Annotated in this window: 18 protein-coding genes; 3 read left to right on the top strand and 15 right to left on the bottom strand. The window is 54.3% G+C overall.

Annotated elements, in window-relative coordinates:
- Positions 1-33: 33 nt before the first annotated feature.
- Entirely contained in the window at positions 34-1,968 is a 1,935-nt protein-coding gene (htpG, locus tag ACQE2I_RS06505) for a molecular chaperone HtpG (protein ID WP_427030677.1), read from the bottom strand.
- Between the two features lie 140 nt (positions 1,969-2,108).
- Positions 2,109-2,441: a YkvA family protein gene (locus ACQE2I_RS06500; RefSeq protein WP_427030675.1), complete on the bottom strand. Its 333-nt coding sequence runs from the start codon at positions 2,439-2,441 to the stop codon at positions 2,109-2,111.
- A gap of 138 nt (positions 2,442-2,579) precedes the next feature.
- Between ACQE2I_RS06500 and ACQE2I_RS06495 the strand changes: the two genes are divergently transcribed.
- Positions 2,580-4,526: a transglycosylase SLT domain-containing protein gene (locus ACQE2I_RS06495; RefSeq protein WP_427030673.1), complete on the top strand. Its 1,947-nt coding sequence runs from the start codon at positions 2,580-2,582 to the stop codon at positions 4,524-4,526.
- 37 nt (positions 4,527-4,563) lie between these two features.
- Here ACQE2I_RS06495 and ACQE2I_RS06490 read toward each other — a convergent pair whose 3' ends face one another.
- Positions 4,564-5,220: a LysE family translocator gene (locus tag ACQE2I_RS06490; protein WP_427030672.1), complete on the bottom strand. Its 657-nt coding sequence runs from the start codon at positions 5,218-5,220 to the stop codon at positions 4,564-4,566.
- Positions 5,221-5,355: 135 nt separating this feature from the next.
- On the opposite strand from ACQE2I_RS06490, the gene ACQE2I_RS06485 reads away from it, so the two are divergent.
- A complete protein-coding gene (locus ACQE2I_RS06485; RefSeq protein ID WP_007114660.1) occupies positions 5,356-5,559 on the top strand; it encodes a cold-shock protein in 204 nt (67 codons plus the stop codon).
- Positions 5,560-5,629: 70 nt separating this feature from the next.
- Here the strand turns inward: ACQE2I_RS06485 and ACQE2I_RS06480 are convergent, their stop codons facing one another.
- From ACQE2I_RS06480 to ACQE2I_RS06465, 4 genes are all read right to left on the bottom strand, one after another.
- Entirely contained in the window at positions 5,630-6,403 is a 774-nt protein-coding gene (locus tag ACQE2I_RS06480; RefSeq protein ID WP_427030670.1) for a hypothetical protein, read from the bottom strand.
- An 80-nt stretch (positions 6,404-6,483) separates the two neighbouring features.
- Positions 6,484-7,443: a lipid kinase YegS gene (gene yegS, locus ACQE2I_RS06475; protein ID WP_427030668.1), complete on the bottom strand. Its 960-nt coding sequence runs from the start codon at positions 7,441-7,443 to the stop codon at positions 6,484-6,486.
- Between the two features lie 82 nt (positions 7,444-7,525).
- The gene (pepN, locus tag ACQE2I_RS06470; protein WP_427030667.1) at positions 7,526-10,156 is read right to left on the bottom strand and encodes an aminopeptidase N; all 2,631 of its coding nucleotides are present in this window, start codon (positions 10,154-10,156) and stop codon (positions 7,526-7,528) included.
- A 74-nt stretch (positions 10,157-10,230) separates the two neighbouring features.
- Positions 10,231-10,716, bottom strand: coding sequence for a YajQ family cyclic di-GMP-binding protein (locus ACQE2I_RS06465; protein WP_427030666.1), 486 nt, complete (start codon positions 10,714-10,716; stop codon positions 10,231-10,233).
- A 191-nt stretch (positions 10,717-10,907) separates the two neighbouring features.
- Between ACQE2I_RS06465 and cobO the strand changes: the two genes are divergently transcribed.
- The gene (gene cobO / locus ACQE2I_RS06460) at positions 10,908-11,507 is read left to right on the top strand and encodes a cob(I)yrinic acid a,c-diamide adenosyltransferase (protein WP_427030665.1); all 600 of its coding nucleotides are present in this window, start codon (positions 10,908-10,910) and stop codon (positions 11,505-11,507) included.
- Between the two features lie 112 nt (positions 11,508-11,619).
- Here the strand turns inward: cobO and ACQE2I_RS06455 are convergent, their stop codons facing one another.
- The 8 genes from ACQE2I_RS06455 to mutL all read right to left on the bottom strand — a co-directional run bounded on the left by ACQE2I_RS06455 (position 11,620) and on the right by mutL (position 21,406).
- Entirely contained in the window at positions 11,620-12,915 is a 1,296-nt protein-coding gene (locus ACQE2I_RS06455) for an adenylosuccinate synthase (protein WP_427030664.1), read from the bottom strand.
- The gene (locus ACQE2I_RS06450) at positions 12,915-14,111 is read right to left on the bottom strand and encodes an ATP phosphoribosyltransferase regulatory subunit (RefSeq protein ID WP_427030663.1); all 1,197 of its coding nucleotides are present in this window, start codon (positions 14,109-14,111) and stop codon (positions 12,915-12,917) included. The genes ACQE2I_RS06455 and ACQE2I_RS06450 overlap by 1 nt, the downstream gene beginning before the upstream one ends.
- A 198-nt stretch (positions 14,112-14,309) precedes the next feature.
- A complete protein-coding gene (gene hflC, locus ACQE2I_RS06445) occupies positions 14,310-15,206 on the bottom strand; it encodes a protease modulator HflC (RefSeq protein ID WP_427030662.1) in 897 nt (298 codons plus the stop codon).
- A complete protein-coding gene (gene hflK, locus ACQE2I_RS06440; protein ID WP_427030661.1) occupies positions 15,207-16,496 on the bottom strand; it encodes an FtsH protease activity modulator HflK in 1,290 nt (429 codons plus the stop codon).
- A gap of 148 nt (positions 16,497-16,644) precedes the next feature.
- Positions 16,645-17,955, bottom strand: coding sequence for a ribosome rescue GTPase HflX (hflX, locus tag ACQE2I_RS06435; RefSeq protein ID WP_427030660.1), 1,311 nt, complete (start codon positions 17,953-17,955; stop codon positions 16,645-16,647).
- 37 nt (positions 17,956-17,992) lie between these two features.
- A complete protein-coding gene (gene hfq / locus ACQE2I_RS06430; RefSeq protein ID WP_427030659.1) occupies positions 17,993-18,241 on the bottom strand; it encodes an RNA chaperone Hfq in 249 nt (82 codons plus the stop codon).
- 197 nt (positions 18,242-18,438) lie between these two features.
- Positions 18,439-19,377 (bottom strand): tRNA (adenosine(37)-N6)-dimethylallyltransferase MiaA, encoded by a 939-nt coding sequence (gene miaA / locus ACQE2I_RS06425; protein WP_427030657.1) that lies wholly within the window; start codon positions 19,375-19,377, stop codon positions 18,439-18,441.
- A gap of 94 nt (positions 19,378-19,471) precedes the next feature.
- The gene (gene mutL, locus ACQE2I_RS06420) at positions 19,472-21,406 is read right to left on the bottom strand and encodes a DNA mismatch repair endonuclease MutL (RefSeq protein WP_427031397.1); all 1,935 of its coding nucleotides are present in this window, start codon (positions 21,404-21,406) and stop codon (positions 19,472-19,474) included.
- Position 21,407: the final 1 nt, after the last annotated feature.

The raw sequence follows: 21,407 nt of genomic DNA, 5'->3' as shown, positions 1-21,407 counted from the left end.
CAGCGGGCCGTCGTTTGTTAACGCAGCGTTTTTTTAAGCCGTTAGAACGCTATTCAAGCGCTTCACGTAGGCAGCAGGGTCATCCAAATGGCCGCCCTCAGCGATAATTGCCTGATCGAGCAGTATGTGGGCTAGCTGTCCAAATTGATCGCCTTCAGCCCCTTCCAAGCGCGCTACCAGCGCATGGCTAGGGTTAAGCTCAAGAATCGGCTTCACCTCGGGCAGCGGCTGACCGGCGGCTTCCATAATGCGGCGCATCTGGTAGCCCATTTCATGCTCGGGCAGCACGACACAGGCCGGTGAATCGGTCAGGCGGTGAGTCACTTTGACTTCTTGAACACCATCACCCAGGGCTTGTTTAACGCGTTTGACCAGATCTTCTTTGGCTTTAGCGGTCTCCTCCTGAGCCTTCTTCTCTTCTTCGTCTTCTACATCGCCTAGATCAAGCTCACCCTTGGCCACATCGGCAAAGGTTTTGCCATCAAACTCGGTGAGATGGCTCATCAGCCAGTCATCAATGCGGTCAGACAGCAGCAGTACTTCGATGCCTTTTTTGCGGAAGATCTCAAGGTGTGGGCTGTTTTTGGCCGCGTTGAAGCTATCAGCTACCACGTAGTAAATCTTCTGCTGGCCCTCTTTCATACGCTCGACGTAGTCTGCTAGCGCATGCTCTTGAGCGGAGGTATCAGAGTGGGTTGAGGCAAAGCGCAGCAGGCCTGCAATTTTTTCGCGGTTGGACGGATCTTCACCCGGTCCTTCTTTGAGCACGCTGCCAAAGGTATTCCAGAAAGTTTGATACTGCTCTTTATCCTTGGCGAGTTTTTTGAGCATATCCAAGCCGCGCTTGGTGAGCGCTGCTTTGATCTTATCGACATTGGGATCTTGCTGGAGCAATTCGCGAGAGACGTTGAGCGACAATTCGCGGGTATCCAGTACGCCTTTGATAAAGCGCAGATAGAGCGGCAGGAACTGCTCGGCGTCATCCATAATGAACACGCGCTGGACGTAAAGCTTAACGCCCCGAGCGCCGTCGCGTTCAAACATATCAAACGGCGCACGACCCGGCACGTAAAGCAGGCTGGTGTATTCAAGCTTGCCTTCGACCTTGTTGTGGCTCCAGGTCAGCGGGTCTGAAAAATCGTGAGCGACGTGCTTATAGAACGCCTTGTACTCATCGTCGGAAACCTCACTCTTGGGCCGCGACCAAAGCGCTGTCGCCTCGTTAACGGTTTCCCAGGTAGTTACCTCACTACCTTCGATGGGGTTGCCTTCGTCATCTTTTGCCGTTTCGGTTTTCGGCATGCGCACGGGCACTTCAATATGATCCGAATACTTACGTACCAGCTCCTGCAGACGGTAGTCGTCGGCGAACTCTTTAGCATCTTCTTTCAGATGCAGGGTAATTTCCGTACCGTGCTCAGCACGCTCGATATCGGCAACGGTAAACTCACCCTCCCCCTTTGAGCGCCACTCAACGCCTTCGGCGGCGTCTGTGCCCGATTTACGGGTACGCACGGCAATTTCATCGGCGACGATAAAGCCTGAGTAGAAACCCACGCCGAACTGGCCGATCAGCTTCGCGTCTTTTTGCTGCTCGCCGGAAAGCTGCTTAAGAAACTCCGCCGTACCGGAGCGCGCGATGGTGCCCAAATTGGCAATCACATCTTCGCGGTTCATGCCGACACCGTTATCCCGTAGAGTAATAGTATTGGCATCGCGGTCATGTTCGATTTCGATACGCAGTTCGCTGTCGCCTTCATACAACGCATCGTTATCGAGAGCGGCGTAGCGTAGCTTATCGCAGGCATCGGCCGAGTTTGAGATAAGCTCGCGTAGGAAGATCTCCCGGTTGGAATATAGGGAGTGAATCATCAAATTCAGCAGTTGCTTAACTTCGGTTTGAAAGCCAAGGGTTTCTGCGTGGTTGGCTTGTTTATCAGTCGCTTGTTCGTGGGTAGCAGTCGTCATGCGCTTAGCCCTTATCAATCACGTTGAGTCATGTACCCCTGCGTGATGCATGCAGGGGCTTAAAGTGGTTTCGTGAACTTGATATGGGGCTAAGCAGAAATTTTTCAAGCCGCAGGAAGTAAGAAGCCGTTACGTTAGCGTTAAGAAGGTGTCATATCGGGATCATTGTATTTCCAAGCGCGATAGCCTTCTAAGCGCTGATCAATACGATTTAGCAACCAGCCGACAATCAGTACGTCGTCTACCACACCGATTAGCATCAGAAAATCGGGAATAAGATCGAACGGCATTACCAAATAACCCAGCGCTAATGCCATCATGCCGAAAGCCGACCAGGGAATGGGTCGAAAATCGCCGCGAATAACGTCGCGCGTCATAGGTATAAACAGCTTTAACGCACGTACAATGCGTTTTGTCGCCCAAACACGGGATTTGAGTCGACGTAATAACCACCAAGTGGATAATGGGGCCATCGTAATGAGATCCTTTAAGTATCTGGGCTGTCAGATCATGATTGATAGCATTGGTTCAGTATAGCGGTTGCTCAGTAATCCCCTAGCGATTAACTCCCCCAGCCCACCATTGCGTTAAATTTATAGAGAGAGAGCACCATGTTGGTTTCGCCATTTCGCCATACCGCTCGCGTGCTATGTACGGCACTGTTGGCGGGCCTTCCCACGCTTTCGTGGGGCGCTTCAGACAGTGACTTACGCGATGCCCTGGCGGCTGCAAGAGAACAGCAGTGGCAGCGTGTTGATGAACGTTTGATTGAGGGCCATCAGCTACACGGCTATGTAGAGTACCACCGCTTACGCGGGCAACTGCCCAATGTTTCCCCGGACAGAGTCCAGCACTTTATTGATCAACACGCTGACTCTCCGTTAGCGGGCTGGATGCGTGGTCAATCGATTGCCAAGTATGGTCACGCGGGGCGCTATAGCGACCTGCTTTCAGTGGCTGACGGCGTGCCTGCCAGCACGGCTCGCCAGTGCTACTACTACACCGCTCTGCTAGCGGCTCAGCCCCAACAGGCCAGCGAGGCGGGACTCAATTTATGGCGTGTCGGCAGCTCCCAGCCAGACGCTTGTGATCCGCTATTTGAGCATCTGCGCGCCAATGGCACTATTGACGCTACAGCCATTTGGGAGCGCCAAATGCTGGCCTGGCAGGCGGGTGAAACGCGCCTCTCAAGCTATCTTGGCGGGCTATTAAGCGGCCAGTGGCAAACTGCAATGGATACCGTTGACAGCGTAACCGAGCGCAGCAGCGCCATTACCCAGGCGCCCGCTTGCCTAGGTCCGGAGTGTGCCGCCACGGCAAGTTTCTACCGGGCAGCCATGCAACGCTACACCCGAGAAAACACGCTGGAAGCGTTTTCCGCCTGGCAGCAGCTGTCGCCACGTTTAAATCTGCTGCCCAGCGACCGACAGGCCATCGAAGAAGAACTGGCTTTTTACGCTTTAGTGCGGGATGTTCCGGGCACGCTTAACTGGGTCGATGGTGTATTACCGACACTTGAGAGCGAACGGGTATTAGAGCTGCGAGTCCGCCATGCACTGGCTAACCGTGACTGGAATGGGGCTATCCACTGGATTGCTGAAATGCCCATTATCCAGCAGGAAAACAGCCGCTGGCAGTATTGGCTGGGCCGCGCTAACGCCCAGCTTGGCAATCAGGCAGCCGCCCAAGCGCGCTACCAACAGGCCGCTCAGGATCGCAGTTTCTACGGCTTTGCAGCGGCAGAAAAACTTGGCCAACCCTACCAGTTGAACCTTGAGCACAACCATTACGACGCAGCGTCGCGGCAACGTATTGCGCAACTTCCCGCCGTGCAGCGCACCGAGGCATTACTGCGCATTGGTGAAGATGGGCTGGCCAATAGCGAGTGGCTACATGCAGTTCAGAGCTCACCCCAGCAGGCCAGGGCATTGGCCGATTACGCCGCCCAACAGCAGTGGCATGCGCGGCTAGTGCAAACCACCATTGCGGGTGAACTTTGGGATGCCTTGGATTGGCGCTTTCCTCAGGCCTACCACGATAGCTTTCAGCATTGGGGGCGCATGACGGGCGTGGATCCTTACTTGTTGATGGCGATTACCCGACGCGAAAGCGCTTACAACCCTAATGCGCTCTCGCCTGCCGGCGCGCGGGGCTTAATGCAGCTAATGCCCGGCACCGCCAGTCAGGTCAGCCGCGAGCTGGGCATTAACGACCCTGGCCCCTACGGTATACTTGACCCAGAGATTAATATCCGCCTGGGCAGTACCTACCTGCGCGACAAACTACAACGCTACCAAGGCAATCGCCTGGCCGCCGCCGCGGCTTACAACGCAGGCCCAGGTCGAGTCGACCAGTGGCTGGGGGATGGCGTAGAGGTGTTTGATCTATTTGTAGAAAGCATTCCTTTTCGCGAAACCCGTAACTACGTGCAGGCCGTGCTAACTTATCGTGTCATTTTTGAGAGCCTGGCCAACGGTGGCAATAGCGATGGCGTCTCACTGCTGAACGATGACGAGCAGCAGGTACGTTACGACCGAGCACTACTCGCCCGCCGTTAACGCCGCTACTCCCCTCCCCGCACTGTCAGCGCCCGGATTATACCGGGCGCTGAGTTAATGCCAGTCGAATACCAAATACCACTAACACGGTGCCCGTGGCGGCGTTCAAGGTTTGCGCAAAACGAGCATTCGCTAGCCACTTGCCTGCACTGCCGACCATGAGCACCACGCTAATTTGCCAAATATTGGCAATCACAAAATGCACGCCCGCCAGCCACAACGACTTCAACAAGGCTGGATCACCCGGGGCGATGAACTGAGGCAAGAAAGCCATATAGAAAATGACCGTTTTGGGATTTAACACATTGGATAAAAAGCCTTCTTTCACCGGCTGCCAGCGGGAAACGGCAGGTGTATTTTTGGATACTCCACTGACGGGCAGCGGCTGCCCACGCCGTGCTGCCATTAAGCTGGTGATACCTAGCCAAATGAGATAGCCCGCCCCTACCAGCTTTAGCATATGAAACGCCCAGGCCGACTGCAGTAGGATCAGCGAGATCCCTAGCGCCGAAATAGTGGCGTGCACAAATAACCCACAGCAAATGGCAATACTCGTGGTCATCCCATCACGAACGCCGCCACGCGCCGTATTGCGGATAACCAGCAGTGTGTCGACGCCGGGGCTAATGGTTAACAGCGTGATCGCTACCAAAAAGGAAATAAACTGCGTATCAATAAAACCTAACTGCATCATTAGTACTTGCTCGCAACGAGATAAAAAATCTTAGGAAAGTGGCTGGACGACAGCCGAGTTTGCATCTAGAGTAATTGTAGCGGGTGAACAATAGAGTTTCCCGTTTGATTACTAAGCAAGTTAAGGAAATAGAAAATGGCAACTGGCACAGTTAAGTGGTTCAACGATACGAAAGGCTTCGGCTTCATCTCTCCTGATGACGGCGGAGACGATCTGTTTGCCCACTTCTCCGAAATTCAAGCTGAAGGCTTCAAGACCCTGCAAGATGGTCAAAAAGTCAGCTTTGAAGTGACTCAGGGTAAAAAAGGCCTTCAGGCTTCCAACATCCGCCCAGCTTAATTGCTCACGGATGGACAAAGGCCCGCTGATGCGGGCCTTTTTTATTACCGATTGATAAGCACTTTAACAGCTACTTCTGATCACTAGCCTCAGTTTTCAGGCTATCTTCGTTGCTATCAACGCTACTGTTATCAGCCTCACCTGCCTCTATCGCCGCTCCGCCAGCTTCACGGCTTTCTAGCTCCTGATACTGCTCTTCAAGACGCTGCTGCGCTTCTTCAAAGCGACGCTCGGTATCTTCAATCAAGGCTTCTACGTCAGCCGCTTCGCGGTCGTCTTCCAGCGGTGTCCGCTCTGGCAAACTGCTCTCTTCATCCCAGCTAGATGGGTAATCTTCACTTTCCATCGGCTCTAGCGTGGGCGCCTGCTGCTCAACCTCCTTGAACTGCTCTTCAAGCCGTTTTTCAGCCTCTTCAAACCGGCGCTCAGTTTCGGCAATCACCTCATCTACATCAGAACGTGTTGCCTCTCCGGGCATGGCGCTGTCTTCATCGAGCGCATCGTCAGGGTCAGCTGCCAGCGTATCTTCCCCGGCCTCCACCTCGGCACTCGGGGTGCCGCCATCGGTGCTAGCGTCTTCGCTTCCGTCCTCGCGTAGGGCATCTGCCCGCTCAAGCTCTTCAGCGGTTTGGCGTGCTTCGATTTCATCCTCTCCCTCTTCAGGACTGGACATTTCTGCCGCATTTTCAGCCACCGCGGGGGCCTCTGCTTCACGAACCGTTTCGTCTTCGGTGACTTCAGAATTATCATCTGGTGTCACGTTGGAGTCTTCCTGGGAGTCTCCGCAAGCACTTAACAGCAGTGCCACGGCAGCGAGCACGGGTATCCACACGCGATTTGCCATTTGTTTGTTCTCCTTCATAACATTAAAAAACGAGCCAAGACAATTAATTTAAGTCAAAACAATCAATCTGGTCGAAACAGTCAAGGCTGGTGGGTTGAAGACAGTAACGGACAGTTCTCTGGTAACAACACGCGCAGGGCGAGCGGCACTACCTCTGCACAGAAATGGTCATAGCAACGCGCTTCACCGTCCAGGGTAAGTGGCCAAGGCGGGTCATCGGACTGAGTCGTTACCGTTAGTCGGGTGGTGGTGAAATAACGCACGAAACAGCCATCGTAGGGAAAGCTTTGCAGCTCACTGATGATTTTGCTCAACTCGGTAATCGATTTAAAATCTTTTACGAGCAGTATGTCCAGGCGGCCATCATCCAGCTTTGCACGTGGCCCCAACACCTGACCGCCGCCAGACTGACGGCCATTCCCTAGCGCTAGTAGCAGTAGCGATGCACTCTCCTCTTTTTCATCCCAATGTAACGTGCCGCGGTAACTGCGATGACGCCAAGCCTTGAGCGCGCCCATTAATGAATAGGCACCACCGCCCAACATGCGCTTAAGCGTTTTCGGCGTCGATGAGGTGATCTCTGCGCCAAACCCGCCGGTCGTCATATTCATATAATAGCTGGTGGAGGACTTATCTCCAGCACCCGCCTTCACCCTGACCACATCAATAGGGTAAGCGTTTAGCATCATCGCTGCCGCTAGGGCAGGCCCTGGCTCTAAAGGCAATTCTACCGAGGTGGCAAAATCATTGGCACTGCCCAAAGGCACAATACCCAAGGCTGGGCGACGGTCATGGGGCAACCGCATCAGTCCATTCATAACCTCGCTAACAGTGCCATCTCCACCGCAGGCAATCACATGGGTAATCCCCATTGTTTCAGACTGCTCAGCGATATCCGCCGCGTCTCCTCCTTCCCAGGTAGCGCGAACGGTAATTAGCTTTCCTGCTTGGCGCTGTTCTTCGACTGCTTCGCGCAGTGCCGGATTCCCGGCAGATTTACCATTAATAATGAGTAAATAGTGCTGCTGTGAGTCTGTCACCGTTGTTATTCCTTTCCTTGGTTAACCACCGTTGTTCGCTACTGAATATGGGCTACCTTGCCATGGGCTACCTTGGCATAGACTATGCCAACGCCTTCTCGACCACCTCGTATACATTTGAAGATAGCGGCTCTTGCTTGATACGCTCAAGCTGAGAGCGCATTAATGCTTGGCGGGTTTCATCAAAACGCTGCCAGCGGGTTAGCGGAGTGATAAGCCGCGCGGCGATCTCAGGATTAAGCCGATTGAGTTCAATGACCACACCGGCCAGCATTTGGTAGCCCTGGCCATCCAAGCGGTGGAAATTGACCCTGTTCTGAGCAAACGCCCCGATAAGCGCGCGTACCTTGTTGGGATTTTTAAGTGAGAAGGCAGGATGCTGCATCAGGTACTTCACCCGCTCCAGCACGTCCGATTGAGGACGCGACACTTGAATGGTGAACCACTGATCCATCACTAGTGGATCGTGCGCCCACTTTTCACCGAAGGCTTTCAGCGCTGGCGAGGCCAAGTCATCACGGTTACTGTGCACCAACAGTGTTAGCGCTTGGCGCACATCGGTCATATTGTGATCGGCGGCGAATTGCGCTTCACAAAAAGCAATGCCCTGCTCGTCTTCGATCGACATCAGGTAGGAGAGCGCCACGTTCTTTAGGCTTCGCTGGGCAATTTGCTCCGGCGTCGGCGCGTACGGCTCTGCCGTCTTATTGGCCTCAAAGATAGCGATAAATTTATCGCGCAGCGCCATAGCCAAGGATTGGCGTATAAACTCACGGGCAGCATGAATCGCATCAACATCGACAATCGGCTGCTGCTCGGCGATGTACGCTTCAGAGGGCAGCGTCAGCATTTCTGCCAATACCGCTTTATCACTCATTGGCCCGGTAAGCAGCGTTTCAAAGGCGTCAACGACGCGACTGTCCATAACTTTTTCAACGCCGTTGCGATGGGCGGCAATTAAGTCATCTAAGGCCAGCAGCGCGAGACGCTGACCCGCGTCCCAGCGGTTAAAACCGTCGCTGTCATGGGTTAATAAGAAGGCGAGGTCTTCCCGAGAATAGGGGTAGTGCAGTTTTACCGGCGCTGAAAACTCACGTAGCAACGAAGGCACAGGGGCTTCAGCAACATCGGTAAATATAAACGTCTGCTCATCGTCACGCAGGTGAACAACCGCGTCTTTGCCCAGTTTTTCGTCATTGAGCGTCAGCGTGAGGTCTTGCCCCGACTTGGTTCCTACCAACCCCATACGCACCGGAATATGCAACGGTTGCTTATCCGGCTGCCCTGGCGTCGCGGGAGTACGCTGGCGCAACGTTAGGTGATATTCGCCGTGGACATAATCGTACTCGCCGTGGGCATCGATATCAGGCGTGCCTGCCTGGGCGTACCAGCGCATAAATTGGCTGAAATCTTCACCGGAGGCCTCTGCCATGCAGCCCACGAAGTCTTCGATGGTTACCGCTTGACCATCGAAGCGATCAAAGTAACGATCTGCACCGCGACGGAAATTCTCCTCGCCCACTAAATTGCGCAGCATCCGTACGACTTCTGCCCCTTTCTCATAAATCGTCAGGGTGTAGAAGTTGGTAATTTCAATAAAGTGGTCAGGCCGAATCGGGTGCGCCGTGGGGCCAGCATCTTCGGCAAACTGCGCGGTCCGGAAAAATGAGACATCCTGGATACGTTTGACGGGCGCTGAGTTGGTATCCGCCGAAAAGCACTGATCACGAAAGACCGTAAAGCCCTCTTTCAGCGAGAGCTGGAACCAGTCGCGGCAGGTCACCCGATTGCCCGACCAGTTGTGAAAGTATTCGTGAGCCACAATACCTTCTACATTTTGAAACGCGGCGTCGGTCGCGGTATGGGGGTGCGTTAATACCGCCGCAGAGTTAAAGATATTGAGGCCTTTGTTCTCCATCGCCCCCATATTGAAATCATTAACGGCCACGATCATAAATAGATCCAGGTCGTACTCACGGCCATACGCCTGCTCATCCCACGCCATGGCTCGCTTCAATGCAGCCATGGCGTGGTCCGTCTTATCGAGATTGTCTTTTTCTACCCAAATCTGCAGCGCCACATCACGCCCACTCATGGTGGTGAAGTGATCTTCTACGCTATGCAGATTACCCGCTACCAGCGCAAACAGGTAGCAAGGCTTGGGGTGCGGATCTTCCCAGGTGGCAAAGTGACGACCGCCGTCCAGCTCGCCACGCTCTATAGGATTGCCGTTAGCCAGTAAAATCGGTTCACGCTGCTGGTCGCCGATCACCGTTACCTTGAAGGTCGCCATAACATCCGGGCGATCAGGGTAAAAAGTAATCCGCCGAAAGCCCTCAGCTTCACACTGGGTGCAGTACATGCCGTTAGACTGATAAAGACCTTCTAACGCAGTATTCTCCTGAGGGGCGATCTCAACTTCGCTATCCAATACAAACTGCTGGGGAACCTTGGCAATGCGCAGACTCTCTGCATCCATTTGGTAGGCAGCCTCCGCTAACGGCGCCTCATCAATCGCCAGGGAGATCAACTTCAAGTGCTCGCCGTTTAATATCAGCGGCGCATCCGCGTCAGCCTCGACATGACGCTCGATTAACAGTCGTGCTTTCACTCGGGTCGCGGCGGGGTCAAGATCAAACGTCAGCTCGGTATGAGTTACCCGATAAGCGGGTGGTTGGTAGTCGCTTAAATAAACCGGCTGCGGATCAGACATAGTGCGTGACTCCTGTATAAAACGAATATTACCTAATAAAAAATGTTCGACAGCTGAATACCAACACCACCGTCTTAGTCACGGAAGTTATCAAATTGGAGTGGCAAGTCAGGCCCCTCTTCGCCGCGCAGCAGCGCCATAACCGCTTGTAAATCGTCGCGCTTTTTACCCGTCACACGCACTTTCTCACCCTGAATTTGGGCCTGTACTTTGAGCTTGCTGGCTTTGATGCGCTTGACCACATCCTTGGCTTCCGCCGCGTCAAGCCCCTCCTTGAGAGCGACTTCCTGGCGCGCTTTCACGCCGGTGAGTAGCGGGTCTTGAACGTCCATACAGCGAGCGTCGATGCCACGGGCGATAAGACGTGCGCGCAGGACATCGAGCATTTGCTTGAGCTGGAAATCAACTTCCGCCTCAAGCTGCACTTTGTCGCCTTCAAGGGTGAAGCTGGCGTCGACGCCTTTAAAATCAAACCGCGACTGCACTTCTCGATTGGCTTGATCAACGGCGTTAGCACCTTCGTGTTTATCGAATTCTGAGACAATATCAAATGAGGGCATGATGTAATTCCTGACAAGACATGACCCCCTATTCTAGAGCAGCCAGGCCCCTAGGGGCCAATTCTGTTGTTTTTCTCTTTTTTTAAGGCAAAATTACTGAACCCATTGTTAATCTCAATCGATAAATTTCTATACAAGATGTGTTCAACATATGCTTAAAAGCCACGTTCAAGCCTTTCTTAGGAGATCCTATGAGTGATCGTGACACCCGCCATAAAGCATCGATGCAGAAACTTAAAGCGCGCGTAGACGAAAAAATCGCCAGTGCCGACGAACAGCGCGGACTAATTATTATTAACACTGGCAATGGTAAGGGCAAAACGACCGCCGCCTGGGGTACCGTGACACGCGCCTTGGGTTACGGCTATAAAGTCGGCGTGGTGCAGTTTATTAAAGGGCTTTGGGAGTGCGGCGAACGCAACCGTTTAGAAGCGGATGCCAAACTGGAAGTGGCGATAATGGCGACCGGCTTTACCTGGGACACCCAAAATCGCCAAGCGGATACCGATGCCTGCCACGCCGTGTGGAAAGAAGCTGAACGCATGCTGGCCGATCCTGACACCTATCTAGTGGTGTTAGATGAGATCACCTACATGCTGAAGTTTGGTTACCTGGAGATCGAGACCGTCAAACGAGCGCTGGGGAATCGCCCGACGGAACAGACGGTTATCATTACCGGCCGCAACGCTCACCGTGAGCTCGTCGCCATGGCCGATACGGTGACCGAAATGCAGGAAGTGCGCCACGCCTTCAACAATGGCCTACAGGCACGCCGAGGAATTGACTTTTAAATCCGATTTATAAGCACGATCTATAAAAACGATCTATAAAAACAGCAAAAGGGGCAATATCGTCATTGCCCCTTTTATTCGTCAACTGACTTGTACTCAGTTTAAACCGTATTTAGCTATCAAACGGGTTACGCAGCACGATCGTTTCCATGCGATCCGGGCCAGTGGAGATAATATCGATACTGGCACCCACCTGCTCTTCAAGGTAGCTGATGTAAGCGCGAGCGTTGGCAGGCAAATCCTCTACCCGCTTAGCGCCGAGGGTCGACTCTTTCCAGCCAGGCAAATCCTCATAAAGCGGCTCGATAGCTTCAAAGCCCTCTGAATCCACCGGGTTATCCATCACGTCGCCATCTTTGCTGCGATAGCCCACGCAGACACGGATATTTTCTAGTCCGTCCAGCACATCAAGCTTGGTCAAACAGATGCCGGATACCGAGTTGATTTGTACCGCGTGGCGTAGCGCCACCGCGTCAAACCAGCCACAGCGACGTGCACGGCCCGTGGTCGCGCCAAATTCATGGCCACGCTCGGCCAGGTGGCGGCCGTCAACGTCGAAAAGCTCGGTGGGAAATGGGCCCGAACCAACGCGCGTTGTGTACGCTTTGGTAATCCCCAGGACATAATCCAAATAGAGCGGCCCAACGCCAGAGCCGGTCGCAACCCCACCAGCGGTAGTATTGGAGCTGGTAACGTAAGGGTAAGTACCGTGGTCGATATCCAGCAGCGAGCCTTGGGCACCTTCAAACAGAATGTTCTCGCCAGCCTTGCGCAGGTCGTGCACCATGCTGACCGTATCGCATACCATAGGGCGTAACTCTTCCGCCATCTGCATGGCAGTGTCGAGGACTTCTTGGAAATCGACCGCCGGTTCACCGTGATAGTTGACTAGCACAAAGTTGTGATAGTCGAGCACTTCACCCAGCTTAGAAGCGAAGCGCTCGCGATGCAGCATATCGCCTAAGCGCAGGCTACGACGCGCCACTTTGTCTTCGTAGGCAGGACCAATGCCGCGGCCGGTAGTACCAATTTTAGCGATGCCGCGGGCTTTTTCTCGGGCCTGATCCAGGCGCACGTGATAAGGCAGAATCAGCGGGCAGGCTGGCGAAAGGCGCAGTCGTTCACGTACTGGCACGCCTTTGGCTTCCAGTTCACGAATCTCTTTGATCAATGCTTCCGGTGAAAGCACCACACCGTTGCCGATGACACACTTTGTATCTGGGCGCAGAACACCTGAAGGAATCAGGTGAAGGATGGTTTTTTCACCGTCGATGACCAGTGTATGACCCGCATTGTGGCCACCCTGGAAACGCACCACGGCAGATGCGGACTCAGTGAGCAGGTCAACGATCTTGCCTTTGCCCTCGTCACCCCATTGGGTGCCCAGTACTACGACATTCTTACCCATTATGATGCACTCGTCTCTTGTGTCAGGGCCGTTGGCTGCCAACGACCATCGATAAGCTCAAGACAGCGGTCACAGTCGTGCTCCGCCGGCCCAGTACGCTGCCCAGGCAGCGCTTGAATCACGCGTTCCCCTTGCTCACGCAGCGCGACAACGGCAGCGTTGAGCGACTCATCCTGCTTGGCAGGCGACCAAATGGCCCCACGGCTCGGTGACGCCAGGGCCAGCGAAGCCAATTGCTTCAGGTCCATCGAGAAGCCGGTCGCTGGGCGGGCGCGGCCAAAGGCACGGCCGGTATCATCGTAGCGTCCACCCTTGGCAAGCGCATGCCCATAACCCGGCACATAAGCAGCGAACATCATACCGGTATGGTACTGATAGCCGCGCAGTTCAGCCAAGTCAAAATAGAGCGCTACGTCAAAGCGTGCCAGCACGCCTTGATAGAGCGCATCTAACTGATCCAGTGCCGCGGTCACAGACGCAGGAGCACCCGCCAAGCGCTCACGCGCTTGGCTTAAAATGTCCGCCCCACCATGTAACTCACCCAGCGCTAACAACATGTCCGCTAACGCCGGGTCACTGACACTGGCCTGCACCCGTTGCGCCAGCTGACTAGGGGATTTTAGCGCCAGCGCTGCAAATAGTGCACTCTCTTGCTCGCCACTTAGTGCTGCCGCTTCAACCAGGCTGCGGTAAATCCCGATATGTCCAAGCGCTAAGTGAATTTCCTTAGCCCCTGCCGCTTCCAAACTGGCCAATGCCAAGTGAATAATTTCACTGTCAGCTTCAAGGCCGGCATGACCAAACAGTTCAGCGCCCACCTGCACCGGGCTACGCCCACCCTGATGTTGGTCCGCTTTAGCCCGCAAGACGTTTGTGCAGTAGCAGAGACGCACCGGCCCCTGGCGTTTTAACGAGTGGGCATCCATGCGCGCGACTTGCGGCGTTACGTCCGCCGATGCGCCCATCATACGGCCGGTCAGCTGATCGGTCAGTTTAAACGTTTGGAGATCAAGATCAGTACCGGTGCCTGTTAACAGCGAGTCCAGAAACTCCACCGGCGGCGGCATTACCTGGTCATAGCCCCAGTATTGGTAAAGATCGAGCAGTGCACGGCGCAGCTCTTCCATGCGGCTTGCCTGAGGCGGAAGCACCTCATCCATGCCGTCGGGCAGTAGCCAGCGGTCAGCGATGGTCATGTGAACAATCCTGCAGACGATGAAGGCCCAACATTTTCAATCGTTAACGCCGCATGCCCATTGGCGACGTTAACGTTAAACGAGGGCCACAAAAAAACCGGGCGACGCCCGGTCAACAAATTCTATCACGTTTATAGGCTAGGTGAACCCCGCCTGGCACTTGGAAAACCAGGGCGAGGGACACCGGCCAGCAACGCTTTACTCGCTGTCGCCACTACTCTGTTCAGGCGTCGCGCTACGCAAATAGCGGAAGAAATCGCTATCTGGCTCTAACACCATCAGATTGCCGTCATCGGCAAAGCTGTTGCGATAGGCATCCAGGCTACGCCAGAAGGTAAAGAACTCCTGATCCTGACCATACGCCTCAGAGAAAATCGCAGCGGCCTGGGCGTCACCCTCACCGCGCAGTGTTTCAGAGCGCTCATTGGCCTGGGCTAGCAGTACATGACGGCGACGGTCCGCGTTAGCACGAATGCGCTCAGCCTCTTCTTGACCCTGGGCGCGCCATTCGCGTGCTTCGCGCTCACGCTCGGAGCGCATACGCTCAAACACTGCGGCTGAAACGTCTTCAGGTAGATCGATTCGCTTAATACGAATATCGCGAATAGCTACACCTAGCTCTTCACGCATAAGCTCGTCCAGCTCTGCGGTGGGCCCGGTCATCAGGTCATCACGCCGTTCAGCAATGATTTCCTGCAGATTCAAACGACCAAACTCATTACGCAGACTTTCATCGACACGCGGTTGAATCAAGCGAATCGCCATCAACTCATCGCCCGCCGTTGCCTCGTAGTAACGCGTTGGGTTAACAACTTGCCACTTAACGTAGGAGTCAACAATCACCGCTTTCTGTTCAAGCGTCAGATAGCGGCTGGTATCGGTGTCCAGCGTCAGCAAGCGTGTATCAAACTTGCGGATCGTCTGGGCAATCGGCACCTTGGCGTGCAAACCAGGCTGAATATTCTCTTCAATGACTTCACCAAAACGCAGCTTCACAGCACGCTCGGTTTCATCTACCACGTACAGCGTGTTGCTTGCCAGCCAGGCAATGGCAGCCAGGCCACCAACAATCAGCAGGGATCGATTATTAATCATTTACCGGCCCTCCCTGCGAATAGAGCTACTACTGGTGTTTGATGAGGAACTAGAACTGCCCTGAGTATTGCGTAAACGCTCAAGCACACTGGGGTCTAACTGCTCATCACTATTTGCATCACTCGACGATGAACTGTTGCGACTACTACCACCGCGTAATTGATCCAGCGGTAGGTACATCAGGGGCGCATTTTCGCTCACATCGAGCAACACCTTGGGCGAATTACTAAATACTTCTTCAATCGTATCGAGGTACATACGTTCGCGCATGATATCCGGCGAATTAGAGTACTCAGATAGCAATGAGTTAAAGCGGTTAGCCTGACCTTGCGCTTCAGCAACCACCGACTCGCGGTAACCCTGGCCCTGCTCAACGATACGTTGTGCCTGACCTTGCGCTTCAGGAATAATCGCGTTGGCGTAAGCGATGCCTTGGTTAATGGTGCGCTGGCGATCTTCGCGAGCACGAATAACGTCATCGAAGGCATCAATAACTGGCGCGGGTGCCGACGTGGACTCAATGTTGATCGTTTGTAGATGAATACCGACACCATAGTTATCGAGATAGGATTGCAGACGGCTAGACACCGAGCTGCCCAAAATCTCACGCCCCGAAGTAAGGATATCGATCATATCGGTACCGCCTACTACGTGGCGTAGCGCCGAATCCAATGCATTTTCGATCGAAATACTAGGATCACGGACGTTGAGAACAAAATCGCGCGGATTAGCGACCTGGTATTGGGCCGAAATTTCCACTTCAACAATGTTTTCGTCGTGGGTCAGCATCGACTGCGTTTGGGACAGTGAGCGCACGCGCGTCACATTGACCATACGCACTTCGTCAATTAGCGGAGGGTTCCACTGTAAACCAGGGTCAACAATGCCTTGAAATTCGCCAAAGCGAAGCACGACGCCACGTTCAGATTGGTCAACTAGATAGAAACCCATTGCGGCCCAGATAGCCAATGCAACGACAATCAGCAGGCCCGGCAGTGCAAAGGGGTTGCGACTTTTACCGCCACCACCGTTGCTTCTCTTGCTGCCGCCCTTCTTACCACCGCCCAGCATACTATTGAGTTTATCCTGAAACTTTTTCAGCGCTTCATCCAGGTCAGGAGGCCCTTGATTATTACCCCCTTTATTACCGCCGCCGTTGCCATTATTGTTGCCGCCCTCGTTGCCGCCGTTATTACCACCACGGTTTCCATCTCCGTCACTTCCACCGCGTCGGCCGCCACTACTCCAAGGGTCGTGCTGGTTGCCACCACCAGGCTCATTCCAGGCCATACTTCGTCTCCACTAAGGTATTCGCTAACGCCCATGACATCGCTTGATAACGACGTTATCGCGTTTTGATATTATTGCTTTATAAATGTTGTACCATTTTTATACGAAACAAAATACTAGTAGCGCTTTAGACTGTTCATTAGGGCGCCTACCACTCATTGGTTTCGCGTAGCGCTTCAGGCAAGTAGGTATTGGCACGCTCGCCTAACTGTGCCATCAATTGGTTAAAATCGCGCCGCGGCAAACGCACATCCAGCACTGAATGGCCCTGCTCATCAAATGCCTCTTCGCGAACCGCATTCAACTCATGCAACCCAGCACGCAGCTTACCCTGCTCGGGAGTGAGTGTCAGTGAAAAGCCAATAACGTCATTTGCCAGGCGCTCGGTTAGCGCTTCATGGAGTAGCTCAAGGCCCTGGCCCTGTTGGGCCGAGAGCCAGACAACCTCGGGTACGCCATGACCGTCACGCTCAATTCGCGGTGCGCTGTCGAGCTTATCGATTTTATTCATTACTTTGAGCACCGGCACGTCATCAGCGCCGATCTCTTTTAATACCAGCTCTACCTGTTCCACATTTAACTCGCGGTCAGGGTCTGCCGCGTCGATCACGTGAACCAGTAACGACGCCTCCGATGCTTCCTGCAGCGTGGCTTGAAAGGCTTCAACCAGCTTGTGCGGCAAGTGACGGATAAAGCCTACGGTATCCGCCATCACGACAGACCCAACGTCCTCTATATCAAGCCGCCGCAACGTTGGGTCTAGCGTCGCAAACAGCTGGTCAGCGGCGTAAACCTCGGCATTGGTTAAGGCGTTAAACAACGTCGACTTACCGGCGTTGGTGTAGCCTACCAGTGATACGCTATGAATTTCAGCACGCGCCCGGGCGCGGCGATTTTGGTCGCGCTGGCTACGTACTTTATCTAGGCGTTTATGAATTGATTTAATCCGTCCACGCAATAAGCGGCGGTCGGTTTCAAGCTGTGTTTCACCTGGGCCGCGCAGGCCAATACCGCCTTTTTGGCGTTCAAGGTGTGTCCAGCCACGCACTAGGCGAGTGGACATATACTCAAGCTGAGCAAGCTCTACTTGCAGCTTACCTTCATGGGTTCGTGCCCGCTGCGCAAAGATATCGAGAATCAGACCGGTACGGTCAAGCACTCGGCATTTGAGCTCTTGCTCAACATTGCGCTCTTGAGAGGGACTTAAGCTGTGGTTGAAGATCACCAGTTCTGCTGCATGAGCCGCGAGCAGTGCTCGCAGCTCTTCCAACTTACCTGACCCGATAAACGTACGTGAGTCGGGACGGTGTCGGCTAGCAGTGAGTAGAGTCGCGGGCTCTGCACCAGCAGAGCGCACGAGCTCTAAAAGCTCACCCGGGTCTTCACGTTTTTGCTCATCATGAAAATCGACATGAACAAGAACTGCCGTTTCACCGGCGTCTGGGCGTTCGAAAAACAATCAATACCTCATGGGCTCTCTTGCTAAACCAACGGTGTTAAATCTCTGCATCCTGATCTGCCAGGTCTTGCGCAGGCAGACGCACGTTGCGAGATGGCACAACCGTGGAAATAGCGTGTTTATAAACCATCTGACTGACGGTATTGCGCAGCAAGATAACAAACTGGTCAAACGATTCGATCTGACCCTGCAACTTAATGCCGTTAACCAAAAAGATCGAGACCGGAATGCGCTCTTTACGCAAAATGTTCAAGTACGGGTCTTGAAGGGACTGCCCTTTGGACATGTTGCTCTCCCTAAAACTGTCGTTGGGGTTAATTATTAATGGCGTGCCCTACCAGTGCTACGCCGCACGTTTAATGCTCGAAAGGCCTAAGCTTGCCTGAAAGACTCAGTGTTGCCCGAAAGAGCCTGTTGGCCACTCGCAAACACACGCTTACTCATTCACTTTCTTGAAGAACTTCTTTGAACAACTATCTTACGCTAAGCACCGCTTTCACGCACGAGTTTCAGCACCTTATCCAACGCGTCAGAGCGCTGTGAATCTATCCACTTGAGTTCCGGCCAACTTCTTAACCACGTTAGCTGTCGCTTAGCGAGCTGACGAGTGGCAATGACACCTCGCTCAACAAGCGTAGCGTAATCGTACTCACCTTCCAGATACTCCCACACTTGACGATAACCAACACTCTTCATCGCCGGCAGGCCTAAATGTAAGTCATTACGCTTTCTGAGGGCGGTGACTTCATTTATCAAGCCCTCACCCAACATTACTCCGAAACGCTGGGCAATGCGCTGATGCAATAAAGTACGCTCAGTAGGTGCCAACGCTATCGATAGCACCCGCCATGGAAAGGTTTCCGGCTGCTGCTCTGCCCATAGCTCACTCATTGGGCGCCCGCTAGCATAATACACTTCTAATGCGCGCATTAAGCGCTGTGGGTCATTGGGATGAATACGCTGGGCGGAGATTGCATCCACCTCAGCTAACTGTTTATGCAGCGATAAGAGCCCTTCAGCGTGCCACTGAGCGGCGAGCCGTCGACGAATTGCCGGGTCTGCAGAGGGTAAATTCGCCACCCCTTCGACCAGCCGCTTGTAGTAAAGCATGGTGCCACCGACCAACAGCGGCACCCTGCCCGCCGCGCTGATTTGTCGCATTAGCTGCAGCGCATCTTCACGAAAGTCGGCGGCGGAATAGGGCTCGGCGGGATCGCGAATATCGATCAAGTGGTGGGGCGCACGAGCAAGCTCGGCAGGGCTGGGTTTGGCGCTACCAATATCCATACCGCGATACACCATGGCCGAGTCAACGCTAATCAGCTCATGACCTAAACGCTCGTGAAGCGCCATCGCCGTATCGGTTTTACCGGCGGCCGTCGGTCCCATTAAAAAAATCGCCCAAGGACGCGTATCAGCCATGCGCAGTCAAACTCCCAATCGGTAGAAAATATAATAGGTAAAAAAATACAATAGGTAAGCAAATATAGCTTAACCGGGACGGCTGCCCGTGGCGCTATTGTCCGCGCAAGAACAGCCGATCAAGCGCTTTGAGACCCATTTGCGTCCAGGTAGGACGTCCGTGGTTGCACTGATCGCTGCGCTCTGTGCGCTCCATATCGCGCAGCAGTGCGTTCATTTCGTCGATAGTCAGCCGGCGGTTAGCGCGCACGCTGCCATGGCAAGCCATGCTGGAGAGCAGTTCATGCAGACGCGCCTCAACTTGATGGGTACGCCCGTAGCGCGCCAGCTCTTCCAGCATCTGACGCACCAACGCCTCAGGATCAGCCTGGGACAGCAGCGCTGGCAACTGACGCACCAGCAGCGTCTCTGGGCCAGCAATATCCAGCTCAATACCCAGTTTGGCAATCGCCTGTTGCTCACTCTCTGCCGTCGCCACCTCTGTGCGACTAGCAGCGATAGAAACCGGTACCAGCAGCGGCTGAGCATCCAGCCCTGCGGCGGCGGCTAGCTGTGTTTTCATGTGCTCATAGACAATTCGCTCATGGGCGGCGTGCATATCTACTAGCACCAGGCCTTGAGCGTTCTGGGCCAAAATATAAATACCGTGCAACTGACCCAGCGCAAAGCCTAGCGGCGGCGGTGCGGTAGGGTCGTTATCAGGCATCGCCAGCGGCGCTTCGCGCACCTCTCCGCCGCGCTCACTAGGCATGCTCGATTGCGGCGTTAGTAGCGTCTCTTCATGATTGGGGTGGAGCGCCTGATAGCCCTGCATAAAGCGGCGTACGCGCTCAGCCCCAGGGTGGCGGTCCGGCGTATGTGTGAGCGCAATCCCCTGCTGCTGCCAGCGGGGTTGTTCGGCGTTTTCGCCCGATCCCTCATCAACCAGAGGAGGCTGACCATACGCTTGCTGCTGGTGAGCGCCGACTCCATTCGCTACTGCGTCGCTATTTTCCTCGTCGCTTTCAGCGGGCTTAGAAGATGCCAAACAGTGATGGAGACTCGAATAGAGAAAGTCGTGCACCATACGACCATCGCGAAAGCGCACTTCGTGTTTGGTCGGGTGAACATTAACATCCACCACATCCGGGTCGAGTTCTAGATAGAGCACAAACACCGGATGACGGCCGTTAAATAGCACATCACGGTAGGCTTGACGCACCGCGTGGGCAACCAGACGGTCACGCACCACTCGCCCGTTAACGAAAAAGTACTGCTGGTCGGCCTGTGAGCGCGAATGGGTGGGCAGACCCACCCAGCCACTTAGCCGCAAGCCGCCCGCTTCGCGTTCGATGTAGCGGGCGTGCTCAATAAAATTCTTACCGAGCAGCGAGGCAATGCGCCGTTCGCGGGCCGCTGCGGAGTGTCCGGCAGGCAGTTGATGAACCACCTTCTGGTTATGGCGCAACACCCAGGCGATGTCATAGCGCGACAACGCCTGGCGGCGAAACGCCTCTTCCACATGGGCAAATTCAGTTTTCTCAGTACGCAGAAATTTGCGCCGAGCGGGGGTATTAAAAAACAGGTCCCGCACGCCAACGCTGGTGCCCCGGGGGTGGGGTGCCGGCGTCACTCGGGCGTCCATGCCTCGCCCTTCCGCGACTACCCGCCAACCATGGCGCGGGTCTTGTTCAGCATTAGAGATCAGCTCTAGCCGGGAAACGGAGCTGATCGATGCCAGCGCCTCACCGCGAAAACCTAACGAGCTAACCCCTTCCAAATCCTCCAGGCTGCCAATTTTACTAGTGGCGTGGCGCGCCAGGGCTAGCGGCAAATCCTCCTCACCGATGCCGATGCCGTCATCGCGAACCTTAATCAGCCGCGCGCCACCCTGTTCGATTTCCACTTCAATGCGCTGACTGCCCGCATCGATGGCGTTTTCAATCAGCTCTTTAGTCACCGATGAGGGGCGCTCAACCACCTCGCCAGCGGCAATCTGGTTAGCCAGCCGGGGGTCGAGCACATGAATACGCGGTGCGTTAGTCGTCATA

The organism is Halomonas sp. H2 (assembly GCF_050215315.1).
Classification (GTDB): Bacteria; Pseudomonadota; Gammaproteobacteria; order Pseudomonadales; family Halomonadaceae; genus Vreelandella.
This window is presented reverse-complemented; position numbering and strand designations above follow the sequence as displayed.